Origin of the sequence: Antarcticirhabdus aurantiaca, from assembly GCF_009765365.1 — a bacterium.
In the GTDB taxonomy this organism is placed as follows: domain Bacteria; phylum Pseudomonadota; class Alphaproteobacteria; order Rhizobiales; family Rhizobiaceae; genus Antarcticirhabdus; species Antarcticirhabdus aurantiaca.
In genome coordinates this window covers 1-23123 of sequence record NZ_VTOM01000009.1, presented here as the reverse complement: position 1 = coordinate 23123, position 23123 = coordinate 1, and the positions used below count along the sequence as shown (strand labels likewise).

23 protein-coding genes and 1 pseudogene are annotated in these 23123 nt (G+C 70.4%); 13 read left to right on the top strand and 11 right to left on the bottom strand.

The features are described 5' to 3' along the window. Positions 1 to 112 precede the first annotated feature (112 nt). Positions 113 to 1135: a L,D-transpeptidase family protein gene (locus tag FZN60_RS12305; RefSeq protein ID WP_369413038.1), complete on the top strand. Its 1023-nt coding sequence runs from the start codon at positions 113 to 115 to the stop codon at positions 1133 to 1135. A 239-nt stretch (positions 1136 to 1374) separates the two neighbouring features. On the opposite strand, the gene FZN60_RS12300 is transcribed toward FZN60_RS12305, so the two are convergent. Continuing rightward, the gene (locus FZN60_RS12300) at positions 1375 to 2118 is read right to left on the bottom strand and encodes a L,D-transpeptidase (protein ID WP_246726741.1); all 744 of its coding nucleotides are present in this window, start codon (positions 2116 to 2118) and stop codon (positions 1375 to 1377) included. Between the two features lie 152 nt (positions 2119 to 2270). Here FZN60_RS12300 and FZN60_RS12295 point away from each other — a divergent pair, with 152 nt between their 5' ends. The 5 genes from FZN60_RS12295 to FZN60_RS12275 all read left to right on the top strand — a co-directional run bounded on the left by FZN60_RS12295 (position 2271) and on the right by FZN60_RS12275 (position 7942). Further along, complete coding sequence (locus FZN60_RS12295; RefSeq protein ID WP_158873779.1) at positions 2271 to 3179, top strand: LysR family transcriptional regulator; 909 nt, start codon at positions 2271 to 2273, stop codon at positions 3177 to 3179. A 133-nt stretch (positions 3180 to 3312) separates the two neighbouring features. Beyond that, positions 3313 to 3915 carry a TetR/AcrR family transcriptional regulator gene (locus FZN60_RS12290; protein ID WP_158873778.1) on the top strand — a complete coding sequence of 201 codons (603 nt, stop codon included), beginning with the start codon at positions 3313 to 3315 and terminating at the stop codon, positions 3913 to 3915. A 69-nt stretch (positions 3916 to 3984) separates the two neighbouring features. Next, entirely contained in the window at positions 3985 to 6216 is a 2232-nt protein-coding gene (locus tag FZN60_RS12285; protein ID WP_246726739.1) for a prolyl oligopeptidase family serine peptidase, read from the top strand. Further along, the gene (locus tag FZN60_RS12280; RefSeq protein ID WP_158873777.1) at positions 6213 to 6521 is read left to right on the top strand and encodes a hypothetical protein; all 309 of its coding nucleotides are present in this window, start codon (positions 6213 to 6215) and stop codon (positions 6519 to 6521) included. Before FZN60_RS12285 ends, FZN60_RS12280 begins: the two co-directional genes overlap by 4 nt. A 47-nt stretch (positions 6522 to 6568) precedes the next feature. After that, the gene (locus FZN60_RS12275) at positions 6569 to 7942 is read left to right on the top strand and encodes an AAA family ATPase (protein WP_158873776.1); all 1374 of its coding nucleotides are present in this window, start codon (positions 6569 to 6571) and stop codon (positions 7940 to 7942) included. 181 nt (positions 7943 to 8123) lie between these two features. Here the strand turns inward: FZN60_RS12275 and FZN60_RS12270 are convergent, their stop codons facing one another. From FZN60_RS12270 to mtnK, 4 genes are read right to left on the bottom strand one after another with little or no spacing between them, the layout of a single operon-like run. Continuing rightward, the gene (locus FZN60_RS12270; RefSeq protein ID WP_158873775.1) at positions 8124 to 9125 is read right to left on the bottom strand and encodes a sugar-binding transcriptional regulator; all 1002 of its coding nucleotides are present in this window, start codon (positions 9123 to 9125) and stop codon (positions 8124 to 8126) included. Further along, a complete protein-coding gene (locus tag FZN60_RS12265) occupies positions 9100 to 9756 on the bottom strand; it encodes a class II aldolase/adducin family protein (RefSeq protein ID WP_158873774.1) in 657 nt (218 codons plus the stop codon). Before FZN60_RS12265 ends, FZN60_RS12270 begins: the two co-directional genes overlap by 26 nt. Before the next feature lie 3 nt (positions 9757 to 9759). Next, a complete protein-coding gene (gene mtnA, locus FZN60_RS12260; protein WP_158873773.1) occupies positions 9760 to 10878 on the bottom strand; it encodes an S-methyl-5-thioribose-1-phosphate isomerase in 1119 nt (372 codons plus the stop codon). Further along, a complete protein-coding gene (gene mtnK, locus FZN60_RS12255) occupies positions 10875 to 12191 on the bottom strand; it encodes an S-methyl-5-thioribose kinase (protein ID WP_158873772.1) in 1317 nt (438 codons plus the stop codon). Before mtnK ends, mtnA begins: the two co-directional genes overlap by 4 nt. Positions 12192 to 12369: 178 nt before the next feature. Here mtnK and FZN60_RS12250 point away from each other — a divergent pair, with 178 nt between their 5' ends. Genes FZN60_RS12250 through FZN60_RS12240 form a run of 3 tightly spaced genes read left to right on the top strand, consistent with a single transcriptional unit; the run spans position 12370 to position 15983 of the window. Beyond that, positions 12370 to 13863 carry a sugar ABC transporter ATP-binding protein gene (locus tag FZN60_RS12250; protein ID WP_246726756.1) on the top strand — a complete coding sequence of 498 codons (1494 nt, stop codon included), beginning with the start codon at positions 12370 to 12372 and terminating at the stop codon, positions 13861 to 13863. Beyond that, positions 13853 to 14896: an ABC transporter permease gene (locus FZN60_RS12245; RefSeq protein ID WP_158873930.1), complete on the top strand. Its 1044-nt coding sequence runs from the start codon at positions 13853 to 13855 to the stop codon at positions 14894 to 14896. The genes FZN60_RS12250 and FZN60_RS12245 overlap by 11 nt, the downstream gene beginning before the upstream one ends. Before the next feature lie 25 nt (positions 14897 to 14921). After that, positions 14922 to 15983 carry a substrate-binding domain-containing protein gene (locus FZN60_RS12240; RefSeq protein ID WP_158873770.1) on the top strand — a complete coding sequence of 354 codons (1062 nt, stop codon included), beginning with the start codon at positions 14922 to 14924 and terminating at the stop codon, positions 15981 to 15983. A 103-nt stretch (positions 15984 to 16086) separates the two neighbouring features. Here FZN60_RS12240 and phnN read toward each other — a convergent pair whose 3' ends face one another. The 6 genes from phnN to FZN60_RS12205 form a co-directional block, all read right to left on the bottom strand. After that, positions 16087 to 16698 carry a phosphonate metabolism protein/1,5-bisphosphokinase (PRPP-forming) PhnN gene (gene phnN / locus FZN60_RS12235; protein ID WP_158873769.1) on the bottom strand — a complete coding sequence of 204 codons (612 nt, stop codon included), beginning with the start codon at positions 16696 to 16698 and terminating at the stop codon, positions 16087 to 16089. Next, a complete protein-coding gene (locus tag FZN60_RS12230; protein WP_158873929.1) occupies positions 16688 to 17836 on the bottom strand; it encodes an alpha-D-ribose 1-methylphosphonate 5-triphosphate diphosphatase in 1149 nt (382 codons plus the stop codon). The genes phnN and FZN60_RS12230 overlap by 11 nt, the downstream gene beginning before the upstream one ends. Positions 17837 to 17848: 12 nt before the next feature. Next, positions 17849 to 18523 carry a DUF1045 domain-containing protein gene (locus tag FZN60_RS12225; protein WP_158873768.1) on the bottom strand — a complete coding sequence of 225 codons (675 nt, stop codon included), beginning with the start codon at positions 18521 to 18523 and terminating at the stop codon, positions 17849 to 17851. Beyond that, positions 18523 to 18741, bottom strand: coding sequence for a PhnE/PtxC family ABC transporter permease (locus tag FZN60_RS12220; protein ID WP_246726738.1), 219 nt, complete (start codon positions 18739 to 18741; stop codon positions 18523 to 18525). Before FZN60_RS12220 ends, FZN60_RS12225 begins: the two co-directional genes overlap by 1 nt. 114 nt (positions 18742 to 18855) lie before the next feature. After that, positions 18856 to 20397 carry an FAD-dependent monooxygenase gene (locus FZN60_RS12210; RefSeq protein ID WP_158873928.1) on the bottom strand — a complete coding sequence of 514 codons (1542 nt, stop codon included), beginning with the start codon at positions 20395 to 20397 and terminating at the stop codon, positions 18856 to 18858. 62 nt (positions 20398 to 20459) lie between these two features. After that, on the bottom strand, positions 20460 to 20756 hold the full coding sequence (locus FZN60_RS12205; RefSeq protein ID WP_158873767.1) for an MliC family protein: 297 nt from the start codon (positions 20754 to 20756) through the stop codon (positions 20460 to 20462). Between the two features lie 293 nt (positions 20757 to 21049). Here FZN60_RS12205 and FZN60_RS12200 point away from each other — a divergent pair, with 293 nt between their 5' ends. From FZN60_RS12200 to FZN60_RS12185, 4 genes and pseudogenes are all read left to right on the top strand, one after another. After that, on the top strand, positions 21050 to 21838 hold the full coding sequence (locus FZN60_RS12200; protein WP_158873766.1) for a bestrophin-like domain: 789 nt from the start codon (positions 21050 to 21052) through the stop codon (positions 21836 to 21838). Between the two features lie 123 nt (positions 21839 to 21961). Beyond that, complete coding sequence (locus FZN60_RS12195) at positions 21962 to 22276, top strand: ArsR/SmtB family transcription factor (protein ID WP_158873765.1); 315 nt, start codon at positions 21962 to 21964, stop codon at positions 22274 to 22276. Then, a complete protein-coding gene (locus FZN60_RS12190) occupies positions 22273 to 22632 on the top strand; it encodes an SRPBCC family protein (RefSeq protein WP_158873764.1) in 360 nt (119 codons plus the stop codon). The genes FZN60_RS12195 and FZN60_RS12190 overlap by 4 nt, the downstream gene beginning before the upstream one ends. Positions 22633 to 22692: 60 nt before the next feature. Further along, positions 22693 to 22998 (top strand): annotated as a pseudogene (locus FZN60_RS12185) (ATP-dependent Clp protease proteolytic subunit); the annotation flags it as partial. Positions 22999 to 23123 lie beyond the last annotated feature (125 nt).

Below are 23123 nucleotides of genomic sequence, written 5' to 3'. Positions count from 1 at the left end.
CATGCTTAACCCATTCTTGACCGGAATCGCTCTATCCTCGGCGATCATCGCCCGACTTCGCTCCAACCGCCGACCCCTTCGCTGCAAGCCGACAATCCACGGACGACCAGACGTGCTCAGAAGACTGAAGTCCGCCCTCTCGGCCGTCGCCCTGACCCTGGTGCTCGGGGGCTGCGTCAACGTCATGGACGACGTCCTCGACCCGGCGCCGCACCTCCAGCCGATCCCGGCCGCGCTGATGGCCCAGATGCGGACCAAGGGCATGACGCCGTCGAGCCCGATCCTCGTGCGCGTCTTCAAGCAGGAAAGCGAACTGGAGGTCTGGAAGCTCGCGGCGAGCGGCCGGTACGAGCTTCTGAAGACCTATCCGATGTGCCGCTGGTCCGGAAAGCTCGGGCCGAAGGTCAAGGAGGGTGATCGCCAGGCGCCGGAAGGCTTCTACACGGTGACGGCCGGCCTCCTGAACCCGAAGTCCCAGTACTACCTCTCCTTCAACCTCGGCTATCCGAACCGCCTGGAGCGCGCGCTCGGGCACACCGGCGATTCGCTGATGGTCCACGGCGCCTGCGCCTCCGTCGGCTGCTTCGCCATGACGGACGAGGCGATGGGCGAGATTTACGCCCTGGCGCGCGACGCGCTGGCCGGCGAGAAGAAGTCCTTCCAGGTGCAGGCCTTTCCGTTCCGGATGACGCCCGAGAACATGGCGCGCTACCGCTCGGACCCGAACATCGCGTTCTGGCGCAACCTCAAGGAAGGCTACGATGCCTTCCGCGTCCGCGGTCAGGAGCCGAAGGTCTCCTCCTGCGGGCGGCGCTACGTCTTCGACGTGCCCGACGAGATCGCCAAGACGCTCGACCCGCTGGCCGAGTGCCCGCCCTCCGTGACGGGCGGGCCGCCCGACCTCCTCGCCGTCAGTTCGGCCGACGAGGAAGCGGTGAAGGCGATCCTGGCGACCCGCCAGCCCTCGAAGCCCGTCGCCTACGTCGACGGGGGCATGCACCCCAGCTACCTCCAGACCCTGCGCAAGCTCGGGCCGAGCGGACTGGCGAAAGCCTCGTCCATGCGGGGCGTTCCGATCAGCCGTCCCGACGCGTTGCTCGGAACGGCGTCGAGCGGCGCTCCTTCGACGAACTGAGCCGCATCACCCTCTCTCCCGATCGCCCAACTGCTCCGGGGCGAGCGGGAGAGAGGGTGCAGTCAGCCAGCTGACGCCGGCCGAAGTCGAGGTCGGATCGGGCGGGTTCGGGAAGCCCTCGCTTTTCACCCGCATCGCCGTTTCGAGAGATCGCTCGGGATCGGTGTGGAGGTCGTGACGTCGAGGGTTTCGCAGCCGCAGAGGGCGACGGAGGCGGGGCGTCACGAGCGGGCCGGGCCTCAGGCCGAGAGCGGGGTTTGCCTGACGACGATCGGCGCGTGATGGGGCACGCGCTCGTAGAGGTCGATCACGTCCTGGTTCACGAGCCGGACGCAGCCGGCCGAGGCGGCGGTGCCCATCGTCCACCATTCCGGCGAACCATGGAGGCGGTAGAGGGTGTCCTCGCCGTTCTGGTGGATGTAGAGAGCGCGTGCGCCCAGCGGGTTGCCGATGCCGGGCTCCATGCCGCCATTGGCGACGGAATAGCGCTCGAGGTTGGGCTGGCGCTCGATCATCTCGGCCGGCGGCTTCCAGCGCGGCCAGTGCTGACGCCAGTGCACGATGCCGCGCCCTTCCCAGGTGAAGCCGACACGGCCGATGCCGACGCCGTAGCGCATCGCGGTGCCGCCCGGCTCGACGAGGTAGAGGAAGCGGTTGGCCGTATCGACCACCACCGTTCCCGGCGCCTCGGCGGTGGGGTCGGTGACCTGCTGGCGATAGAACTTCGGGTCGATCTTCCAGTAGGGCACGGCCGGGATTTCGTGCCCGCCATCGACGAGGGCCGCGTAGCGGGCGTCGAGTTCGGGCGTGCGCTGCCCATCGAAGCCCTGGGGCTCGATCGCCGCCGGTTGGGGCGGGGGCGGCAGCTGCGGCGCCGGCGCCTGGGGCGGGGCATCCCGTGTCGCGACGCATCCCGCCGACAGGAGGTTGAGGGCGGCCGCTCCCAGAACGAAGGCGCGGCGGGTTAGAAGAGGTGCGGTCAAATCACAGGCTCGAGCTCGACGACGAAGGCCGATATCTACACCTTGCCCCGCATCCTTCCAGATGGTTATGATTGATCGGCAGCATAGCCGAAGCGAATGGATGGCCACGGGGGAGGCCAGGCCGTCCGGGCGGGCAGGCGCGTGGGGGCGGGATGGATCTGGCAGCGGCGCTTCGAGCCTTCACGCGGACCGTCGAGCGCGGCTCGATCACGGCCGCCGCCCAGGACCTGTCGCTGTCGCAGCCCGCCGTGTCGAAGCACATCGCCAACCTGGAGCGGCGTGTGCAGGCGCGCCTCCTGGAGCGCTCCGCGCGCCTCGTGCGGCCGACGCCGGAAGGCCAGGCGCTCTACGACGCCAGCCGCTCGGCGCTCGCCTCCATCGACGCCGCCGTCGAGGGCCTCAGCGCGATGACCGGCTCGATCGAGGGGACGATTCGCCTCCACGCGCCGTCCTGCATCGGGGGGCGGTATCTCCATCCCCTCGTGATGCGGTTCCAGCGCGCCCATCCCGACGTGACGTTCGAGCTGGTGCTGGAGAACCGGACGGTCGACCTCGTCTTCGAGAACTTCGACATGGCTTTCATGCACGGGCGACCGAGCGCGCAGGACCTCGTCATCCGCCGCCTGGGGCTCGCGCGTCGCATCCTTGTCGCAAGCCCGGCCTTTCTCGACGAGCACGGCCCCGTCGACACGGTGGAGCGCTTGTCGCAGGTTCCGCTGGTGACGACGTCGCGCTCCATGACGGCGAAGAACCGGCTGGCGCTCCTGTCGAACGGTCAGGTGCTGGAGCTGGAGGTCCGCTCGATCCTTCATTCCAACGACGCGCACGTGGTCGGGCGAACGCTTCTCGACGGCCATGCGGCAGGTCCGGTCCAGTCCTTGCTGGTCACCGACGATCTGAGGTCCGGCCGCTTGGTGCGCATCCTGCCGGACTGGGAGGTGCGCCCGACCGAGCTGTTCCTCGCCTATCCCTCCGTGCGCTTCATGCGTCCGGCGGTGCGCGCTTTTTCCGACTTCGTCCTCGCCGGCATCCGCACCGTCGACGGGCTGGACAGGGCCTGACGCGGCCGAACGCTTGCTGGGCGTCTGGGTAGCGCCGCCGGATTCATCGTCCACCCATCTTGCACCGCCTGTCACTTAGTGCCATATCTCTGTGGCACCAAGTGACACGGAGGCGGCGATCGAACGGTCGAAGATGGAGGAGGCGCGGCTCGCCGTGTCGCGGCACGCGGCGGACCTCTTCTGGAAGCACGGCGTGGACGGAACCAGCGGCGACGCCATCGCGGAGGCTGCCGGTCTCTCCAAGCGCACGGTCTGGCGCTACTTCCGCTCCAAGGAAGCCTGCGCCGAGCCGCTGCTCCTGGCAACGGAGCTGCGCTTCGCGGCATACCTCGAAGCCTGGCCGCGGTCTCAGTCGCTCGAGGCCTACCTCCTCGCCACCATGCGCGCCTTCGTCGGGGACGAGCAGTATGTCCGCGACGGCGTCGCCGCCGCCCGCCTCGTCGCGATGCTGCCCAAGGAGCCGGCGCTGCGCTCGGCCTGGCTGATGGCCTGTGCCCAGGCCGAGGAGCAGTTCGTCCGCGTCGTGGCGGCGCGGACCGGCCGCTCGCCCGAAGAGTTCGACGTCAGGCTCTGCGCGGCGACCGCCATGGCCGCCCTGCGCCTCGTCGACGAAGAGATCAGTTCGGCCGCCATCAACGGCGGCCGGCACTTCACGCTGGACGAACTGTCCGGCCGCATCGCCGCTGCCATCCGGGTAGCTTGCACCCTGCCGATCTGCGATCCCGTCGAGGATTGAGGCCGGCTCGCGACTGAGCCGCGCGCCGCCGCCTGTCGCGGCGCGCCTCATCGAACACACGGAGCCACCATGATCCCGACGAGAAGAGCCCGGCTATCCGGGCTCGGCCCCGACGCGCGCCGTGCCGCCGGGGAGCGGAGCCCGCATGCCCGCACCGCTCCCGCGCGTCTCGCCGGGCGCGCGAGCGCCCTTTGCCTCTCCCTTCTGCTCGGAGCGCTGCCCGCCTCCGCCAACGAGGACATGCCGATGATCTATCCCGACACCAAGCGCGTCGACGTCGTCGACCACCTGTTCGGCGTCGATGTCGCCGATCCCTATCGCTGGCTGGAGACCGACTGGCGCCGCGACGCCGAGGTGGCGCGCTGGGTCGATGCGCAGGACAAGCTCGCGCGCTCCTACCTCGCCGGGCTGCCGGAGCGCGACGCCTTCGCCACGCGGCTCGCCGCGCTGTTCGACCACGAGCAGTTCGGCGTGCCGGAAAAGCGGGGCGGGCGCTACTTCTCGCCGCGCCTTGCCGGACTCGAAGCCCAGGCGACGCTCGTGATGCGCGAAGGCGTCAACGGGCGCGACCGGGTGATCCTCGATCCGAACAGGTGGTCCAAAAAGGGGGACGTCGCGCTCGCGGAATGGGCGGTCTCGCAGGATGGATCCCACGTCGCCTTCGCCATGCAGGAGGGCGGCAGCGACTGGCGCCGGATCCGGATCCTCGACGTCGACGGCGAGGCCTTCCTCGACGACGAACTCGCCCGCGTCCGGTTCACGACGATCGCCTGGGCGCGGGACGGGTCGGGCTTCTTCTACGCCCGCTTCCCGGACGCGGCGGCGGACGAGGGCTTCGAGACGCCGGTCGCCGGCCACGCCGTCTACTTCCACCGGCTCGGCACGCCGCAGGCCGAGGACCGGCTCCTGTTCGAAACGCCCGATCGGCCGAACCTCCTCAACATCGTCTGCGTCACGGAGGATGGCCGCTATGCCACCGTCTCGTCGATGCCCGGCGCCGGCGGCAACGCGCTCGCGATCGTCGACCTCGAGGACCCCGCTTGGACGCCGCGCGTCCTCGTCGCGGAAACGACGAACGCCTGGGCGCTCGTCGGCAACGTGGGAACGAAGCTCTTTCTCTCGACGCAGAAGGGCGCCGAGCGGGGCAAGATCGTCACCCTCGACCTCGCCGACCCGGACGGCCGCTTCGAGGACCTGATTCCGGAAGGCGATGCGGCGCTGCGCGAGGCGGTGCTGATCGGCGGTCGCTTGGTCCTTTCCACCATCGTCGATGCCCGCATGCGGATCGAGCGCTTCCGCCTGGACGGCACGCCCGACGGCACCGTCGAGCTTCCCGGCATCGGCAGCGCCGGCGGCTTCACCGGCCGGGCCGACGACGCCGAGGCCTTCTTCGTCTTCACCAGCCACGACGCGCCGACGACGATCCTTCGCTACGACGTCGCGAAGAACGCCGCCACCGTCTGGGCGGAGCCGAAGGTCGAGGCCGACCTCGACGCCATCGAAGTCGAGCAGCGCTTCTTCGCCTCGACGGACGGGACGCGCGTGCCCCTCTTTCTCGTGCGGCGCAAGGACGTCGCGGATCCCGCGCCGACCCTCCTCTACGGCTATGGCGGCTACGGGATCAGCATGACGCCCTTCTTCTCGCCGGCCACGATCGCCTGGGTCGAGCAGGGCGGCGTCTACGCCGTCGCCAACATCCGCGGCGGTGGGGAGTACGGCAAGGCCTGGCACGATGCCGGCCGCATGGCCAACAAGCAGAACGTCTTCGACGACTTCATCGCGGCCGGCGAGTACCTCAAGAGCGAGGGGATCACCGCGCCCGGCGGCCTCGCGATCCAGGGCGAGTCGAACGGCGGGCTGCTCGTCGGCGCCGTGGTGAACCAGCGCCCCGACCTCTTCGCCGCGGCGCTCCCCGGCGTCGGCGTCATGGACATGCTGCGCTTCGACCGCTTCACCGGCGGGCAGTTCTGGAGGCAAGACTACGGCGATCCGGGGCAGGAGGCCGACTTCCGCAACCTCCTGTCCTATTCGCCGCTGCACACCATCGCGCCGGGGCGAAACTACCCCGCCATCCTGACGCTAACGGCCGACACGGACGACCGCGTGGTGCCCGGCCATTCCTTCAAGTACGCCGCCACCCTTCAGGCCGCCGACCTGGGCGACCGACCCCGCCTCCTGCGCGTCGACCGGCAGGTCGGGCACGGCGCGGGCATGCCGACCGGGAAGGCCGTCGATCAGCTCGCCGACATGCTGGCCTTCGCCGCCCGCTGGACGGGCCTGACGGTGGAGGCGCCGCGATGACCGCCGCGACCCGTGCTCGCCGGCTGCTGCCGCTCGGCGGCGTGCTCCTCGTCGCCCTGGCCTCCGCCGGCTGCCTGTCGGACGGGGAGCAGCGACGGGCGGACCTTTATCAGGACGCCGGCACCTGCGCCGACTTCGGCGCACGCCCCGGCTCGCACGCCCACACGCAATGCATGCTCCGCCAACAGGAGCGGCGCGACAACGAGCAGATCCTGGCTCTCGAGCGCGCCCGGATCTCGTCGGAAACGGCGCGTAACAACCTGGAGATGCTCGAAACCATCCGCGCGCGGCGCCGGGAGGACTGACCGCAACCACCCGTCCATTCGATTCGAAACCGATCGAGAGAACCCGCATGAACCAGCCCATCCGCTTCGCTTGGGAGGCGCTCGGCGCCCATTTCGGCAGCACGGACCTCACCGGCCTGTCCTCCTCGCGGCGCCGCTTCGCGCCGCACCTCCTGCCCGACCTGCAATCGACGATCGAGGCGGAGCTCGCCGCCCTGTCGCCGAGGCTCTTCGGCATCCACCAGCAGCACGAGTTCATCGCGCCCAAGCTCTCCGACCTCGTCATTTCCCAGGGACATCACGTCGTGGCGCTGACGCCGCTCCAGTACCAGGACATCGACGTCGGCAGCCACGAGACCTACGCCTCGCTCAACAACGCCCTCTGGCTCTTCGAGGCGGAAGGCGAGCCGCTCGCCATCCTGCTCTCGCAGTTCTTCGAGCCGCGCGGCGGACAGGTGGTGCAGGTCGAGATCGGCTTCCTGCCGGGCGGGAACGCGGCCGCCTTCGCCCGCGACATTCTCGGCAGGGTCCAGAGGGCCGGCGAGGCGTCGCGCTACTATCGCGGCAAGATCCTCTCCTTCGAGCCGAGCGCCGGATACGACGGCATGCACTCGGCGATGCGCGTCCACGACCTGCCGGCCGTGGCGCGTGAGGACGTGATCCTGGCGCCGGCCACCATGGCGCGGCTCGACGCCCACGTTTTCGAGTTCGACCGCCACCGCGCGGGGCTGAAGCGCCTCGGCCAGTCGACGCGCAAGGGCATCCTCCTCTACGGCCCGCCCGGCACCGGCAAGACGCACGTCATCCGCTACGTCGCGGCGAACCTGCCCGGCCGCACCACGATCCTCGCCACCGCCGAGCAGATGCCCTCGATCGGCCGATACATCGCGCTCGCGCGCACGCTCCAGCCGAGCATCGTGGTGCTGGAGGACGTCGACCTCGTCGGGCGGGCGCGCGAGGAGATCAACAGCGTCAAGACCGAGACCCTCCTCAACCGCCTCCTCAACGAGATGGACGGCCTCGCGCCCGAGGCCGACATCTTGTTCGTCCTCACCACCAATCGGCCGGAGGATATCGAGGAGGCGCTGGCCTCGCGGCCGGGGCGCGTCGACGAGGCGATCGAGATCCCGCTGCCCGACGCCTACTGCCGGCGCCGGCTCGTATCCCTTTACGGCCGGGCGCTCGCCTTCGCAGACGGGGCGGCCGCGCGGGCGGTCGAGGCCTCGGACGGCGGAAGCGCCGCCTATGTCAAGGAGATGGTGCGACGGCTCGCCCAGCGCGCGCTCGCCCGCAACGGCGGCAACGCCGTGACGCTCGCCGACGTCGAGGCCGTCTTCGGCGATCCCGGCATCCTGTCGAGCCGTGTCAACCGGCGCATCGTCGGGCTGACGGAGCGCGGGCGCAAGCCCGACCCGGACCAGGACGACTGCTGCGAGGCGTAGGGCCTCGAACGGCGATCGAAGAGGCGGTCCGATCGCTCACGACCGCGTTGGCGGACAGCAACGGATCGACACCCGCCGGGGCTGATGCGAGCGTCGGCTGACCCGACACCGGTCGCCAGGATCAGGTGGTTCTCTGACTGTTGGGCTTGAACGACGATCGGTCCGCCCACGGCCCTTCTTGTCACCGAACGGGCTCGTCGCGCCGGGAGAGATCGAGGAGTTGAAAGGCCGACGCGGCGTCCGTGACGAGGTGGGTGGCGAAGCCGCCGCGAAGCGCGGCGTGGAGGGCGGGCACGCGCTCCGTCCCCGCGCAGACGGCGACGCGGGCCGGCACGCGGCGCAGGCGCTCCAGTTCGATGCCGATGATGCGTCCGTCCAGCGGCCCGGAGATCGGCCGGCCGTCCGCGTCGATGAAGCGGCCGGCGATCACGGCGGCGGCTCCGCGCCCGCGATAGAAGTCGAGTTCGGCGCGGCTCGCCACGCCGGACTGGACGATGTGGCTCTCGGCCGTGGCGAGCCCGACGGCGAAGAGGGCCGCGTCCAAGCCCTGGAAGCGCGCGAGGTGGCCGGCGATCAGCGGCTCTCGCGACAGGGCCGACACGAGATCAGTGCTGGAAAGCACGGCCGGGGCGTGGAGGGTGGCGCAAGCCGCGCCGAAGCGCTCGGCGATGAGGGAGGTGCAGCTCTCCGCCGTGAAGCGGAAGGGCAGTGCCATCGAGCCGACGAGCTGCACGACGGTCATGGCGGGATAGGCGCGGCGCGGCAGCAGCTCGGCGACGCGGTGGACGGTCTCGCCCCAGGCGACGCCAAGGGTGGCGTCGGGCGCGACGAGGTCGTCGAGCCACATGGCGGCGGCGCGCGCGACGCTTTCCAGCGGCACGCTGGACACGTCCGGCACGAGGTAGACGGCTTCGAGGCCGAAGCGCTCGGCGAGGCTCGATGCGGTCTGCGACCGGGCGAGAACGGCCGGATCGAGCGAGATGCGCACCAGCCCCTCGTCGCGGGCCTGGCGCAGGTAGTTGTGGACGCTGGCGCGCGAGACGCCGAGCCGCTCGGCGATTTCGGCCTGGCTCATGTCCTCGACGAAGTAGCCCCAGGCGGCCCGCACCATCGGGCTCTGGCCGGCATCGAGCGAGGGCGCCGGGACGCCCGCCGCCTTAGGCGCGCGCGGGCTGCTTGCCATAATCGTCGAAGAGGGCGAGGACTCGGGTCATCTCGGCATCGTCGAGGATCACGGGCTCGCCGAGGGAACAAGCGAGGATGTACTGCCGGGCCATGGCCTCCACCTCGCCGGCGAGCCAGAGCGCCTTGTCGAGGCTCGCGCCGAAGGCGATCTGGCCGTGATTGGCGAGGAGGCAGGCGCGCCGGCCTTCGAGAGCGGTCAGCATGGCTTCCGACAGGGCCTGCGTGCCGAAGGTCTCGTATCGGGCACAGGCGAGGTCGCGCCCGCCGGCCGCCGCGACCATGTAGTGGAAGGCGGGAATGCCGCGGCGCAGGCACGACAACGCGGTCGCATGCGGCGAGTGGGTGTGGACCACCGCGCCCGCTTCCGGGCGGTTGTTGTAGATGTCGAGATGCATGCGCCACTCGGACGACGGGCGCCAGCCGCCGGACCAGGAGCCGTCCTCGGCGACGAAGACGATCGCGTCCGGTGTCATCGCCTCGTAGGGCACGCCCGACGGCGTCACCAGCATGCCGCCCTCGACGCGGGCCGAGACGTTGCCGGAGGTGCCCTGGTTGATGCCTTCCGCGTTCATGCGCAGGCATATGCGGATGATCGCCTCACGGAGGGCCCGGTCGTCGCGGTGCGCCATGGCTCAGGCCGCGTCCTGCCGGCGCTCGGAGAAGAGGCCCGCGATGGCCTCCTCCTCGGCCGCGACGACGCCGCGCTCGGTGATGAGGCCGGTGACGAGACGGGCCGGCGTCACGTCGAAGCCGTAATTGACGACGGGCGAGCCGTCCGGCGTCACCTGGAGCGTGCCGATTTCGCCGCTCTCCGTCTTGCCGTGGACGTGGGTCATCTCCTCCGCCCCGCGCTCCTCGATCGGGATGTCGCGCCCGGATTTCAGCGAGAAGTCGATCGTCGGCGAAGGCAGGGCGACGAAGAAGGGCACGCCGTTGTCGTGGGCGGCGAGGGCCTTCAGATAGGTGCCGATCTTGTTGCAGACGTCGCCGTTGGCCGTGGTGCGGTCGGTGCCGACGATCACCATGTCGACGAGCCCGTGCTGCATCAGGTGGCCGCCGGTGTTGTCGGCGACGACGTGGTGGGGCACGCCGTGATTGTTCAGCTCCCAGGCCGTCAGCGCCGCGCCCTGATTGCGCGGCCGCGTCTCGTCGACCCAGACGTGGACGGGAATGCCCGCCTCGTGGGCGAGGTAGATCGGCGCCGTCGCCGTGCCCCAGTCGACGGTGGCGAGCCAGCCGGCATTGCAGTGGGTGAGGATGTTGATCGGCTCGCCGTCCCCCTTCTTTGCGGCGATTTCGCGGATGAGGGCGAGGCCGTTCTCGCCGATCCGCCGGTTGATCGCGACGTCCTCCTCGACGATCTCGGCGGCGCGCGCCCAGGCGGCATGCTCGCGGTCCGCCTCGGGCAGCGGCTGGAGCGTCCGCATCATCTCGTCCAGCGCCCAGCGCAGGTTTACCGCGGTCGGGCGGGTGGCGAAGAGCGCGTCGTAGACGGTCTTCAGCCGGGCGTCGGAGGCGTCGCCGTGAAGACCGAGCGCGACGCCGTAGGCGGCGGTGGCGCCGATCAGCGGGGCACCGCGCACGAGCATGTCGCGGATGGCGCGCACGGCGTCGTCCAGGGAGCGAAGGCTCGTCGTCTCGAAGCGGTGGGGCAGGCGGGTCTGGTCGATGATGCCAATGCTGCCGGGCCGCCCCTCGGCGGGCTCGGCCTCGACCCAGATCGTGCGCGTCGGCTGTCCCTTAACCTTCATGCGTCGGCTCCCGAAAGGATGGCGGCGCGCCGGCAGGCGGCCGAAACTGTTGCGATGGCCCGGCGCTCGACGACGAGCTGGCGAGCGAGCGCGAGGGCGCGTGTCTCGCAGGCCGCGCGCAGGGCCGGCGGCTCGATTGTCTCAAGGTCGGACACGTGGGCGAGGCCGAGGATGCGCCGCGCCATCTTCGCGCCGGCAAAGCCGAGCGCGTCGACCTGGAGGCGGGCGAGGAAGGCTTCCAGCGCGGCCTCGGAGGCGTCCGCCTGGCCCTGCTCCTCGAAGAGGCTCGCGGGATAGGCGTCGCCGCGGCGCTCGGTGCGCCAGAGTTCGGAGAAGCGCGCGGCGAATGCGTCCCAGACGCGGGTTCCCTGGACGAGGAGCCAGGCCTTCATCGCCTCCGCACCCGGCCCGTGGCCGTCCTGCGCGAAGTAGCTGAGGAAAAGGTTGGCGAGGAGTGCGCCGACGTCGAAGCCCATGGGACCGTAGAAGGCGAATTCGGGGTCGATGACGCGCACGTCCTCCGCGTCGCCAGCCTTCGAGACCATGACCGAGCCCGTGTGGAGGTCGCCGTGGACCAGCGCCTCGGCCGAGCACAGGAACTGCCACTTCAGCTCCTGGATCGCCAGCTTCCACTCGGCGTCGCCGCGCACCTTGGCCGCCGTCCCGTCGAGCTCCGGGCTCGTCCAGCGGTTCAGCGGGTGGACGCGGTAGGGATCGGTGAAGACGAGGTCCTCGGTGATCTTGGCGAGCGCGGTGTTGCCCGCGAAGAGCGCCGCCTCGCGCTTCTTCTCGGCCGCGGATAGGTTTAGGTCGGAGGTGCGGAACAGCGTCTCGGCCATGAAGCGGCCGAGGATCGGCGCCGCCGTCTCGTGGCGTTCGCGGGCCGTCAGCGCCTTGCGCCAGATGACGTGGGTGCCGAGGTTCTCCATGACGATGAGCGCCTGGGGGCCGTCGAAGCGTAGGATCTGCGGGACGGTGCCGGCCAGGCGCGCCTGCCGCGACAAAGCGGCGTGCTCGAAGAAGGAGCGCGACAGCGGCAGCGGCCAGCTTTCCCCGACGAGGCGCACGAAGGGCAGCGCCTGCTTGGCGCAGACCGAGCCCGCCGGACCCTCGACGATGTAGACGAAGTTGAGATTGCCGTCGCCGACCTCGCGCACCTGCCAGTCTTCGGGACGCCCGCCGAGCCGGGCGGCGACCTCGGGATAGGCGGCGAGGCGCGCGGCGACGCGCTCCACGGCCAGCGGCTCGTAGGCGCCGTAGTCCGGCACGACGTCGACGAGCGGTTCCGGTTGCAGGCCTCCCGAATGGATCATGGCGCGGACCTCCCTCCCGCTGGCATTTTTCAAATGGGTTTGACATAGGCCAGTGCATCGAGCAAGTCTGTCGGCGAAATCGGCTCGGGAGACGCCGGTTCGGGAGGAGAATCGCATCGTGCTCGGCGAAGAAGCTGCGCATCGGGGGCCGGCCGCGGGAGGCGCGGGCGCGCCCCGGCTGGCGCTCGAGGGCGTGACGAAGAGCTTCGGCGCGTCCGCCGTGCTGAAGGGCGTCGACCTGTTCTTGCGCGCTGGGGAGATCGTCGCCTTCATGGGCGCGAACGGCGCGGGCAAGTCGACGCTGGTGAAGATCGTCGCGGGCGTCCACGACCTGTCGGGCGGCGCGATGCGCCTCGACGGCCGTCCGTTCCAGCCATCCTCGCCCTCCGACGCGCTGCGACACGGCATCGTCGTCGTCCACCAGGCGATCAACGACAACGTCGTCCTGTCGATGGACGTCCTCGAGAACCTCTGCATCGACCGGCTCTGCCGCGGCGGTCCGGTTCTGTTCCGGCGCGGGCGCTGGCGGGCGGAGGCCCAGGCCATGGCGGCGCGCGTCGGCCTCGACGTGCCGCTGAACACGCCGGTGTCCGAACTGTCGCTCGCCGACCGGCAGATGGTGGCGATCGCCCGCGCGCTCGGCCACGACCCGAAGCTCCTGATCCTCGACGAGCCGACCTCGGCGCTGTCCGACGCCGAGGCCGAGCGGCTGTTCCGCGTCGTCCTCGACCTCAAGCGGCGAGGCGTGCCGGTCCTCTACATCTCGCATCGCATGGGCGACATCCGCCGCCTCGCCGACCGCATCGTCACGCTGCGCGACGGCGTCGTGACTGGCGACTTCGCGCCCCCGCTCGACTATGGCGCGGCCGTCCAGGCCATGCTCGGCCGCCAGCTCGCCAAGGCCAGCCACGCCCGTGTGCCCGGCGGCGAGGTCGTGGTGGAGACGCGGGACCTGCGCGTGTCGGCGGAAAGCCCACCGGTCTCGCTGTCGCTGCGCACCTGCGAGGTGACGGCGGTCGTCGGGCTCGTCGGCGCGGGAAAGACGGAGCTCGCGGAATGCCTCTTCGGCGCCCGCCGACCGGCCGCCGGCGCGATCCGCCTCGACGGTCGTCCCTTCGCCCCGGCCTCGCCGGGCGCGGCGGTCGCGGCCGGCGTCCACATGGCGGCGGAGGACCGGGCGGGCGCCTCGCTGGTGCCGGACTTCGACCTGTCGCAGAACGTTTCGCTGCCCTTCACCCGCGCCTTCAGCAGCCTGGGTCTCCTCGGCCGCTCGGCCGAGCGGCGCCACGCCGCCGACTTCGTGCGGCGCCTCGGCATCGTCGCGCCCTCCGAAATCGCGCCGATGTCGGCGCTGTCGGGCGGCAACCAGCAGAAGGTGGTGCTGGCCCGCTGGCTGTCGCGGCCCTGCCGCCTCCTGATCCTCGACGAGCCCTTCCAGGGCGTCGACATCGCCGCGCGCCGCGACATCGGCCAGGCGCTGCGCGACACGGCGGAGGCGAGGGCGACGCTGGTCCTGTGCGCCGACCTCGACGAGGCCGCGGAAGTCGCCGACCGCATCCTCGTCATGAGCCAGGGCGCAGTGGTCTCCGAACACTTCGCCGGCAGCCTCGACCGCGAGGCCGTTATCCGAGATCTGTCGAAGAGCACCCATGCCGAGCGCCATGCAGCCTGACCTCGCCCAGCCCGCCTCGGCAAACCTGCCCGAGCGCAAGCGAAGCGAGGGCTTCGCCTTCCGCCCGATCGCCGTGCGCTACGGGCTCGTGACGCTGCTCGTCCTGATGGTCGCGTTCTTCGGCGTCATGGAGCCGTCCTTCCTGTCGGTGCGCAACCTCGTGATCGTGCTCCAGTCGGTGTCGATCGTCGCGATCCTGGCACTCGGCGTGACGGCGACGCTCGTCGTCGGCGGCTTCGACCTGTCGATCGGGGCGGTGGCGGCGACCAGCCTCATGACCTCTTCCTACATCATGGTGGTTTTCGGCGGCGGCACGGTCGCGGCGGTCGGAGCATGCCTGGCGGTCGGCGCGCTGGTCGGCCTCGTCAACGGCCTCCTGATCGTGCGCCTGCGCATCCCGGATCTCCTCGCGACGCTCGGCATGATGTTCCTGCTGCTCGGGCTCCAGCTCATCCCGACGGAAGGGCGCTCCATCGCCAGCGGCATGACGCTGCCGGACGGCTCGACCGCGACTGGCAGTTTCACGGCCGCCTTCCTGGCGCTCGGCCGCTACCGCGTCTTCGACCTCGTGCCGATCTCGGTGCTCGTGATGCTGGCGCTCGCGCTCCTCATTACCGTCTTCCTCACCTTCACCCGGTTCGGGCGCATCATGTACGCGATCGGCTCCAACGAGCGGGCCGCACGCCTCGCCGGCGCGCCGGTCGAGGCCTACCGGATCGCCGCCTACATGATCTCCGGCGTCTTCGCGAGCGTCGGCGGGGTGCTGCTCGCCGCCCGCGTCGGGCGCGGCGACGTGTCCTCGGGCAATTCGCTCCTCCTCGACGCGGTCGCCGCCGCGCTCATCGGCTTCGCCGTCTTCGGGGCGGGCAAGCCGAACGCCATCGGCACCGCCATCGGCGCACTCTTCGTCGGCCTGCTCCTCAACGGCCTGACCATGATGAACGCGCCCTACTACGCGCAGGACTTCATCAAGGGCGCCGTTCTCGTCGCGGCCCTGATGTTCACCTTCGGCCTGTCGAACCGGCCGCGATAACGAAAACAAAAGGGGAGGACAAACCATGACACGCATCACCCGGCGCCGGCTTCTCGCGGGAACGGCCCTGGCGCTCGGCGCGGCCGCTGCCGGCCTGCCGCTGCGCGCGCTCGCGCAGGGCGCCGCGCCCGCGCCCTTCGACGGCTCGAAGAAGCCGCGGATCGCACTGGTGCGCTACCTTTCCACCGGCGACTTCTTCCAGGCCTATCTCTCGGGCGTCGAGCGGCAGGCCGAGGCTCTCGGCATCGAGCTGCGCGTCTTCGACAGCCGCCAAGATGCGGCCCTCCAGGCCGACATGATGGACCAGGCGATCGGCCTCGGCGTCGACGGCATCATCGTCCAGCACGGGCTGACGGAATCGATGAAGCCCGCCGTCCAGCGCGCCCTGGACGCCGGCATCAAGGTCGTCGCCTTCGACGTCAACGTCGAAAACGAGGCGGTGCCGCAGGTCGAGCAGTCCGACCGCGACCTCGCCCGTCTCGCGCTGGAGCAGGCGATCAAGGACAATGGCGAGGAGTTCGAGGCGGGCTACGTCTACGTGGCCGGCATCGCGCCTCTCGACCGTCGGGACGAGACCTGGACGGAATTCAAGGCGAAGTATCCCGGCATCAAGGAGGCCGCGCGCTGGGGCACGATGGACAATCCCATCGCCAACTCCGTCGCCAACCAGGCCTCGGCGGTTCTGCGCGCCAACCCGACGATCCAGGTCGTCTTCGCGCCCTATGACGAGTTCGCCAAGGGCGTGAAGATCGCGGTGGACGAGGCCGGCATGTCGGGCGACATCAAGATCTACTCCGCGGACATCTCAACCGCCGACATCGCGGCGATGCGCGAGCCCGGCTCGGCCTGGGCCGCGACCGCGGCGACGAACCCCGCTGTCGTCGGCGAAGTCTCGGTGCGAACGCTCGCCATGCTGCTCGCCGGCGAGAACCCCGGCGCCTCGGTAATCGTGCCGCCGACCCTCATCACGCAGGCCCAGCTCAACGACGAGAACATCGCCAACATGGAGGAGCTGTCGAAGAAGCTGCCGCAGTTCGCCCATGCCGACGTCGCCGTCCCCGCCTGGATGAAGCTGCCGCCGCGCTGAGACCGATCGCAGCCGGCGGAGCTCGACTCGGCCGGCTGCGAGCTGCTTGTCGACGGTCGTCCAGGTTCCCCTGTGCCATTCCCCGCAGGTTGTTCGCCCGAGCCTATCCCTGCGAGACGCAGGCGCTCCCCGAGGCGCCGGAGAAGGACAGAAGGTGCCGGACGAGAGCGTCGGCTCCGTCGGCGGGCGGTCCGGAATTGTCGATCCGCAGGTGACTGAGGGCGCCGGCCGGCATCTCCAGGTCGACCTGCCGTGCCAGCCGCGCCTCGATCTCGGCCGGTGGTTCTCGGCCCCGCGCCGCGATGCGCGAGACCAGCACGGCGCGGGGCGCGGTGATCTCGACGATGGCGAGGCGTCCGAAGCGTTGCGCCGCTTCCGCGAGCGAGCGCCGCGACAGGTTGGCGAGAACCACCTGTCCCCCCGCGACGGCTTTCGCCACTTCGCGCGGCAGGCCGTAGGCGAGGCCGTGCGCTCGCCACGTCAGGCAGAAGGCGCCGGCCGCCTCGGCGCGCTCGAAGGCCGCCTCGTCGAGGCTGTCGTGATCCTCGCTCGATCCGTCGGGCGGGCGGGTGACGACCCGCCGCGCGAGGCCGAACCGCGGCTCGCCGTGCAGGCGCTCCATGGCGAGGCGGATCAGCGTGTCCTTGCCTGCGCCGCTCGGGCCGACGATCGCGACGAGGAGGCCGCGACCGGGATGCTCCGGCTCAAGCGACACGGCGACCCTCGCGCCAGATGCCGCGGACCACCGGCGGCGTGCCCGACGCAGCCGGCGCCCGGACCCGCACGAGGTCGGCCCGGAGCCCGGGAGACAGAGCGCCCCGATCGTCGAGCCCGGCGACGCGGGCGGGCGTGCGCGTCACCATGGCGGCGGCCGCCGGCAGGCCGATCGTGTCGGCCAGGGCGAAGGTCGCCTGGATCAGGCTGAAGGGCACGTAGTCCGAGGACAGGGCGTCGAGGACGCCGATCTCCACGAGATCCCGCGCCGAGACGTTGCCCGAATGCGAGCCGCCGCGCACGACGTTGGGCGCGCCCATCAGCACGGACAGGCCCGCCTCGCGCGACAAGCGCGCGGCCTCCAGCGTCGTCGGGAACTCGGCAAGCGCGATGCCGAGATCGCGGCTTTCCGCGACATGGGCGGCTGTGGCGTCGTCGTGGGATGCGAGCCGGATGCCGGCCGCGTGGCAGCGCTCGGCGATGGCGCGGCGGTTGCCGGGCGCGTGCTGCTCGGATTCGCGGACGCGCCGCTCGCAGAAGGCGTCGAAGACCGCGTCCGACATGCCCGACTTGCCCTGGTAATAGATCCGGTAGGTCTGGAGATCCACGAACTGGCGCTGTCCGGGCGCGTGATCCATCAGCGAGGCGAGGCGCACGCGCGCATTGCCGGCCAAGGCCTCGAAGCTCGGAAGGACGTCGGGGGCCGAGACCTCGCAGCGCAGGTGGATGAAGTGCTCGGCGCGCAGGGCGTCGTCGGCGCCCGCCGTCAGGATGGCGTCCGCCATCGCGCTCATGTCGGCCGAGCCGAGCGCAGCGTCCTCGTCCATGCCGACGCGCAGCGCGTCGAAGACGGTGGTGATGCCCGAGGCCGCGACCTGCGCGTCGTGGGCCTGGAGCGCGGCGTGGATGTTCCAGCGCACCTTGGGGCGCGGCAGGTAGTGGCCTTCGAGGTGGTCGGTGTGGAGCTCCACGAGGCCGGGCAGGAGGTGGTCGCCCTCGCAGTCGGTGCCGGTCCGCACGCTGCCGGACGAGATGTCGGCGATGCGTCCGTCGCGCACGAGGAGGCTGCCCTCGACGATCTCGTCGGGCAGCACGATGCGGGCGTGGGTGAAGACGTCTTCGGTCGGCTGGCGGGTCATCATGGGCAGCGTTCAGCGAATGGAGGCGAGGGGATGGCGGGCGTGGAGCCGGAAGGGCGCGTCCGGCTCCGGCTCGACGAAGAGGGCGAGACCGTCGATGGCGAGCGGCCGGTCGATGACGGGTGCGAGGCGCTCGGCGAGTTCGGCTTCCAGGGCCGCCGCATCCTCGTCCGGAACCGGACCGGTCAGCGTCATGTGGAAGCGGAACTCGTCGAAGACGTAAGGATAGCCCCAGTCGCCCAGCAGCGCGCGCTGGCGCGGCGTCAGGCGCTCGGGCGCGCGCCGGGCGGTCTCGGCCTCGCTCAAGGGCGCGCGGAAGGGTTCGAAGGCGCGGACCGTCTCGTCGGCGAGGGTTGCGAGGTCGGGATGTGGCCCGTCCGGCACGAGGGCGAAGAAGCGGCCGATGCGGCGCAGGGCAAGGCGCTCGACGCTCGCCGCGCCCCGCGCCGCGCAGAAGGCGGCGAGGCTCTCGTCGAGTTCGGCGAGCGTGCGCCCCTCGGCGAGGCGGAAGGGCGCCTTCATCGTGGCGTGGAAGCCGTAGCGCGCGGGCTCGGCGACGAGCGGGTCGAGGCGCGGATCGGGCTTGCGCGTCGCCTCGCCCGTGGCGGCGTCGCGGCCCAGCCAGTCGGCGGCGAGGCGCGCGAGGGGCGCGCCGTCCGGCGGCGCGTAGTAGAGGGCGGCGCGCATCAGATCACCCGCTTGCGGAGGCTTTGGGAAACGAGGTCCATCACCGTGACGGTGGCGACGACGATGATGAGGATCGCCGAAGCCTGCGGATAATAGAAGCCGCGGATCGTCTCGAACAGCACGTGCCCGATGCCGCCCGCGCCGATGACGCCGAGGCCGACGGCGACGACGAGGAGAACCGCAAAGACCACCTCGTGGATCGCCCGGAACAGGTCCATCAGGCGGCGCGGTCGACGGCTTCCATGGCCGACTTGTTGCCGAACCAGCCCACTGGACCCTGCCGAAGCGCATGCCCTCGATGACGCCGGCATAGTCGAGAGGCGAAGAAGGGCTCAATGTCGAGGCCCGTCTGCTTCTCCATGTCGGCGAGGAACGGCTCCCACCTGGTGCGCAGGTTCTGCTGCGATTCGGTCGAGGTAGTCGGCGATCTCCCGTGGATCCTCGCTCGCGCAGGCGACGTAGCCGTCGGGGCGGATGAGCCAGATCGCACCGTCGCGCAGCGGTGGCCGGACGGCGGGATCCACGAGGCCCGGGCGACGTGCGACGAGATCGTCGATGGCGCTCGTTCTCTCGGCCAGAAGCACGAACCTCGGCGCGTTCCCCGAGCCGATCGGGGTGTCGCCTTTCGCCGGTGCGAGGCGCTCGCCCGGTCGCGGTCCGCGGCGGAGGCTCGGTCCGTTCAGCGGACTGTCGGGATAATGCACCGCGACCTCCGACAGGGTATCGGCCACCTTGTGCCGCGCCGCCGTCACGCCGAGCACGAGGTGTCCGACGAGGTTGCGCACCTGCTGGGCCACCGGGTTCTTCAGCGTCGCGATCGTCGTCAGCCGCCCCGCAGCTTCCAGCACCTGGTCGCCCACCGCGCTGCGCTCCGGCGAGTAGCTGTCCAGAAGCGCCTCGCCGCATGTGCCCTGCTCGACGAGCGCGAGCTTCCAGGCGATGTTGAAGGCGTCCTGCATGCCCGTGTTCATGCCCTGGCCGCCGGCGGGGCTGTGGATGTGAGCTGCATCGCCGGCCAGGAAGACGCGCCCGTGCCGGTAATCGCGCACCTTGCGATCGTTGATCCGGAAGCCCGCCAGCCAGATCGGGTCATGGACGCTCATGCCGGGCGACGCTCGCCGCGCCAGGAGATCGCGGACTTGGTCGAGCGTCGGCGCAGGCGGGACCTCGGCGCCGGAGGAGGGCAGGTCGCCGAGAACCCGATATCGGCCCGGCGAGATCGGGAAGACGATCAGGACGCCCTCCTTGTGCCAGTAAACGGCCGCATCCGTGTCGGGATGGGGGTAGCCCGTCATGTGCACGTCGGCGAGCATCCAGTCGCTCGGCAGCGTTTCGCCGGAAAACGGGACGCCGAGCGCGTGGCGCACCACGCTGTGGGCTCCGTCGCATCCGACGAGCCAGCGGGCACGAACCGTCTCCTCGTGCCCGCTGGCGGCTTGGAGAACCGCCGAGACACCCTCGCTTCCGACGTCGATCGACTGTGCTGCGACCGAGCGCTCGACGGTGACACCCTGCTCGGCGAGCCGCTCCTCAAGAAGGCGTTCGGTCTCCGACTGCGGGATCATCAGGGCGAAAGGATAAGGGCTGGGAACGGCGTCCATCTCCAGGCGCCCGATCGTCGCGCCGCCTGCCTGGATCGATACCCCGTGAACCTTGAACCCGGCCTCGACGAAGGGCCGGGCGCCCATGCCGCGGTCCAGAAGCTCGAGCGTGCGGCTCCAGAGAACGAGGGCCTTGGACTTGTCGGTGCGCTGCGGCGCCTTGTCGACGATCCGCACCGTCACGCCGTAGCGCGCGAGCTCGGAGGCGAGGGTCATGCCGACGGGTCCGGCCCCGACGATGAGGACGGACAGATCGTTGCGCGTTCCGGCCATGGTGCTCACGCGTCGAACTCCGCAGAAGGGGAACCTTGCCCGATGTCAGTGCCTGATCGCCGTCATTCGCTGGTGCGGCAGCTCGTCGTGACTCCGCCGCGCGTCAGAGACGCCTCGCGGCCCTTGATCCAGAACTCGGTTTCCGCGTAGGCGTAGCGCCCGCCGTCGGCGGACAGGACTATCTCCTGCGATCCCGCAAAGGTCAGGCGGACCGATCCGAGGCCGCTCCCGGGCGTCGTGAACGCCGCCGTCAGCGCCTGGCCGTCGTCGCATGTGTAGCGCAGGTCTGCGGCGCTCGCCGATCCAAGGGAGCCGAGCAGCACGACGCCGCCGAGGAGGCATGCCGACCGCAGCGTCATGTTGAGCTTCCCCGGTCCTGGTTCCGCGTTTTGCTGGTATCGAACGGTACACGCGATCGCAACGCGCGTCAGCACATCCCGTCCGCGTATCGTTCGGCTTCGTGGATGTAGAAGGTTTCGCGGGAAGTCTTCGTCGAGGGGCCGGATGTCGCGTTTTTCGACCCTCGGTCCCCCTTTCATACTGATCGGACCGGCGTGCGGCCATCGTGGACTCGCTTCGCGCTTGCGGGACCTGCGGCCTCGTGTTCCGCTGACGCGAGCGGCAAGGGCCTTCCACGGGGTCGAAGGACAGGATGAGCAACCTTCTGATATCGGGTGCCTACGGGCTTGCCTTCGTGGCCGGCGCCACGGCGATCGTGCTCGCGAGCTACTTTCTCGCGCGGCGGCTCCTGCCGGAGGGGACCGAAAGCGACCGAACGCATGACGTCGCCGGATCGGTCGCGTTCAGGATCGCCGCGCTGCACGGCCTGATCCTCGGCCTCGTCTATGCCCAGGAGCTCTCCGACTACAAGGACGTCCGTTCGGCACTGACCGAGGAGGCGATCGCCGTCACCGATGTCTACAACGACATCCGGCGCTATGGCGGCGGCGAGGTCGATCCGGTGCAGGACGGGCTGAAGCGATACCTATCCACCGTCATCGACGTCGAGTGGGGCATGCTCGGGCGCTCGGAAGGGCTGTCGCCGCAGGCTTGGGCGGAGTGGGAGGGGGTCTACGAGCGCCTGCTGAACCTGCAGCCCACGACGAACCGCGAACGGTGGCTCGGCGATCGCATGCTCGGCCGTATCACCGACGTCGCAAAGCTGCGGGAAGCCCGGGAAGCCGGCGTGTTCGGGCGCTTCAGCGGCCTGTTCTGGGCTCCGGCGATCGCAGGTCTCGCCCTTCTGTCCGTGCCCTTTCACGTCTACCGCCCGACGCGCGGCCACCTCGTGCTCCTGTCGACCTTCGGGATCTATTCCGGGGTCGTGCTCTTCTTCATCTACGCCTTCTCGGACCCGTTCCGGCCGCCGGGCAGGCTCGAGCCCGTCGCCTTCGAGCGGTTGCTGAGCGGCGACCTCGATGGAAAGGTGCCCTCGCAGTGACGCGTGGCAGGCTGCCGATCGGCCTGGCGCAGGCCGCACCGGATCGACGCCGACAGCGCGCGCACGACATCTGATCGATCGAGGAACTTGCGCGACTCATAAGTATCGGCTTATGTTTGGCGCATGGTCGAGAACGACATCTTCCGCGCCCTGGCCGATCCGACGCGCCGCCTGATCTTCGAGAAGCTGGCGTCCGGCGGCATGAACGCCAGCGCCCTTCGAGAGGGGATCGGCGTCAGCCAGCCCGCGATCTCGCAGCACCTCGGCGTCCTGCGCGACGCGCGGCTGGTGCGCGAGGAGCGGCGAGGGCGCTTCGTCCATTACGAGGTCGACCCGGACGGCGTCGCGCTGATCGCCGGATGGCTCGCCAAGTACCGCGCCTACTGGCCCGCTCGCATGGACGCGTTGCGCGGCGTGCTCAAGGAGATGGACCCATGAGCCTCGACGAGATCCCGGAGCGCTCCGTCCGCGTCGAGGAGATCCACGAGTTCGACGACTCGCCCGAACGTGTCTGGCGCGCGATCACCACGCCCGGCCTGCGCGAGCATTGGCTGCCGGGCGAGGCACTCGCCTCGCCCGAGCCGGTGGCCGCAACACCGGGGCGGGACGTCAGCTACCGGATGCGGGAGCACGAGCCGCCCTTTCTCGAAAGCACGGTGACCTTCCGCCTGGAGCCGACGGAGGTCGGCGGCACGCGCCTCCGCATCCTCCACGAGCTGACCGACGCGCGCCTCCGGAAGGTCGCGCCTCAAGCCGCCAACGGCAACGCGCCGCCGCTCATGCGCGCCGCCTGACGCCTCCCGCCGCGCGCCGCGGCAATCCCCTTCCACGACCCAACCTGCCGGAGTTCGCCGATGCGCGAAGCGATGCAACTCGTCCCCATGGTGATCGAGCAGTCTCCCCGCGGGGAGCGCTCCTTCGACATCTATTCGCGCCTCCTGCGCGAGCGGGTGATCTTCCTGAACGGGGAGGTCAACGACACGGTGTCGGCGCTGGTCTGCGCGCAGCTCCTGCTCCTGGAGGCGGAGGATCCGCGAAAGCCCATCCATCTCTACATCAACTCGCCGGGCGGCGTCGTGTCGAGCGGCTTCGCCATGTACGACACGATGCGCTACATCCGCGCGCCCGTGCACACGCTCTGCATGGGCACGGCCTATTCTGGCCTGCCCCCGTTAGGTGGCCCGGTTCAAATCTAATGCATGGTTGGCTTATCGGCGACGTTTGAGGTGGCCGGCGAAGCGGGTTGGGGTGGCGCAGCCGGCCACGGCACGACGGCTGGTGCCGG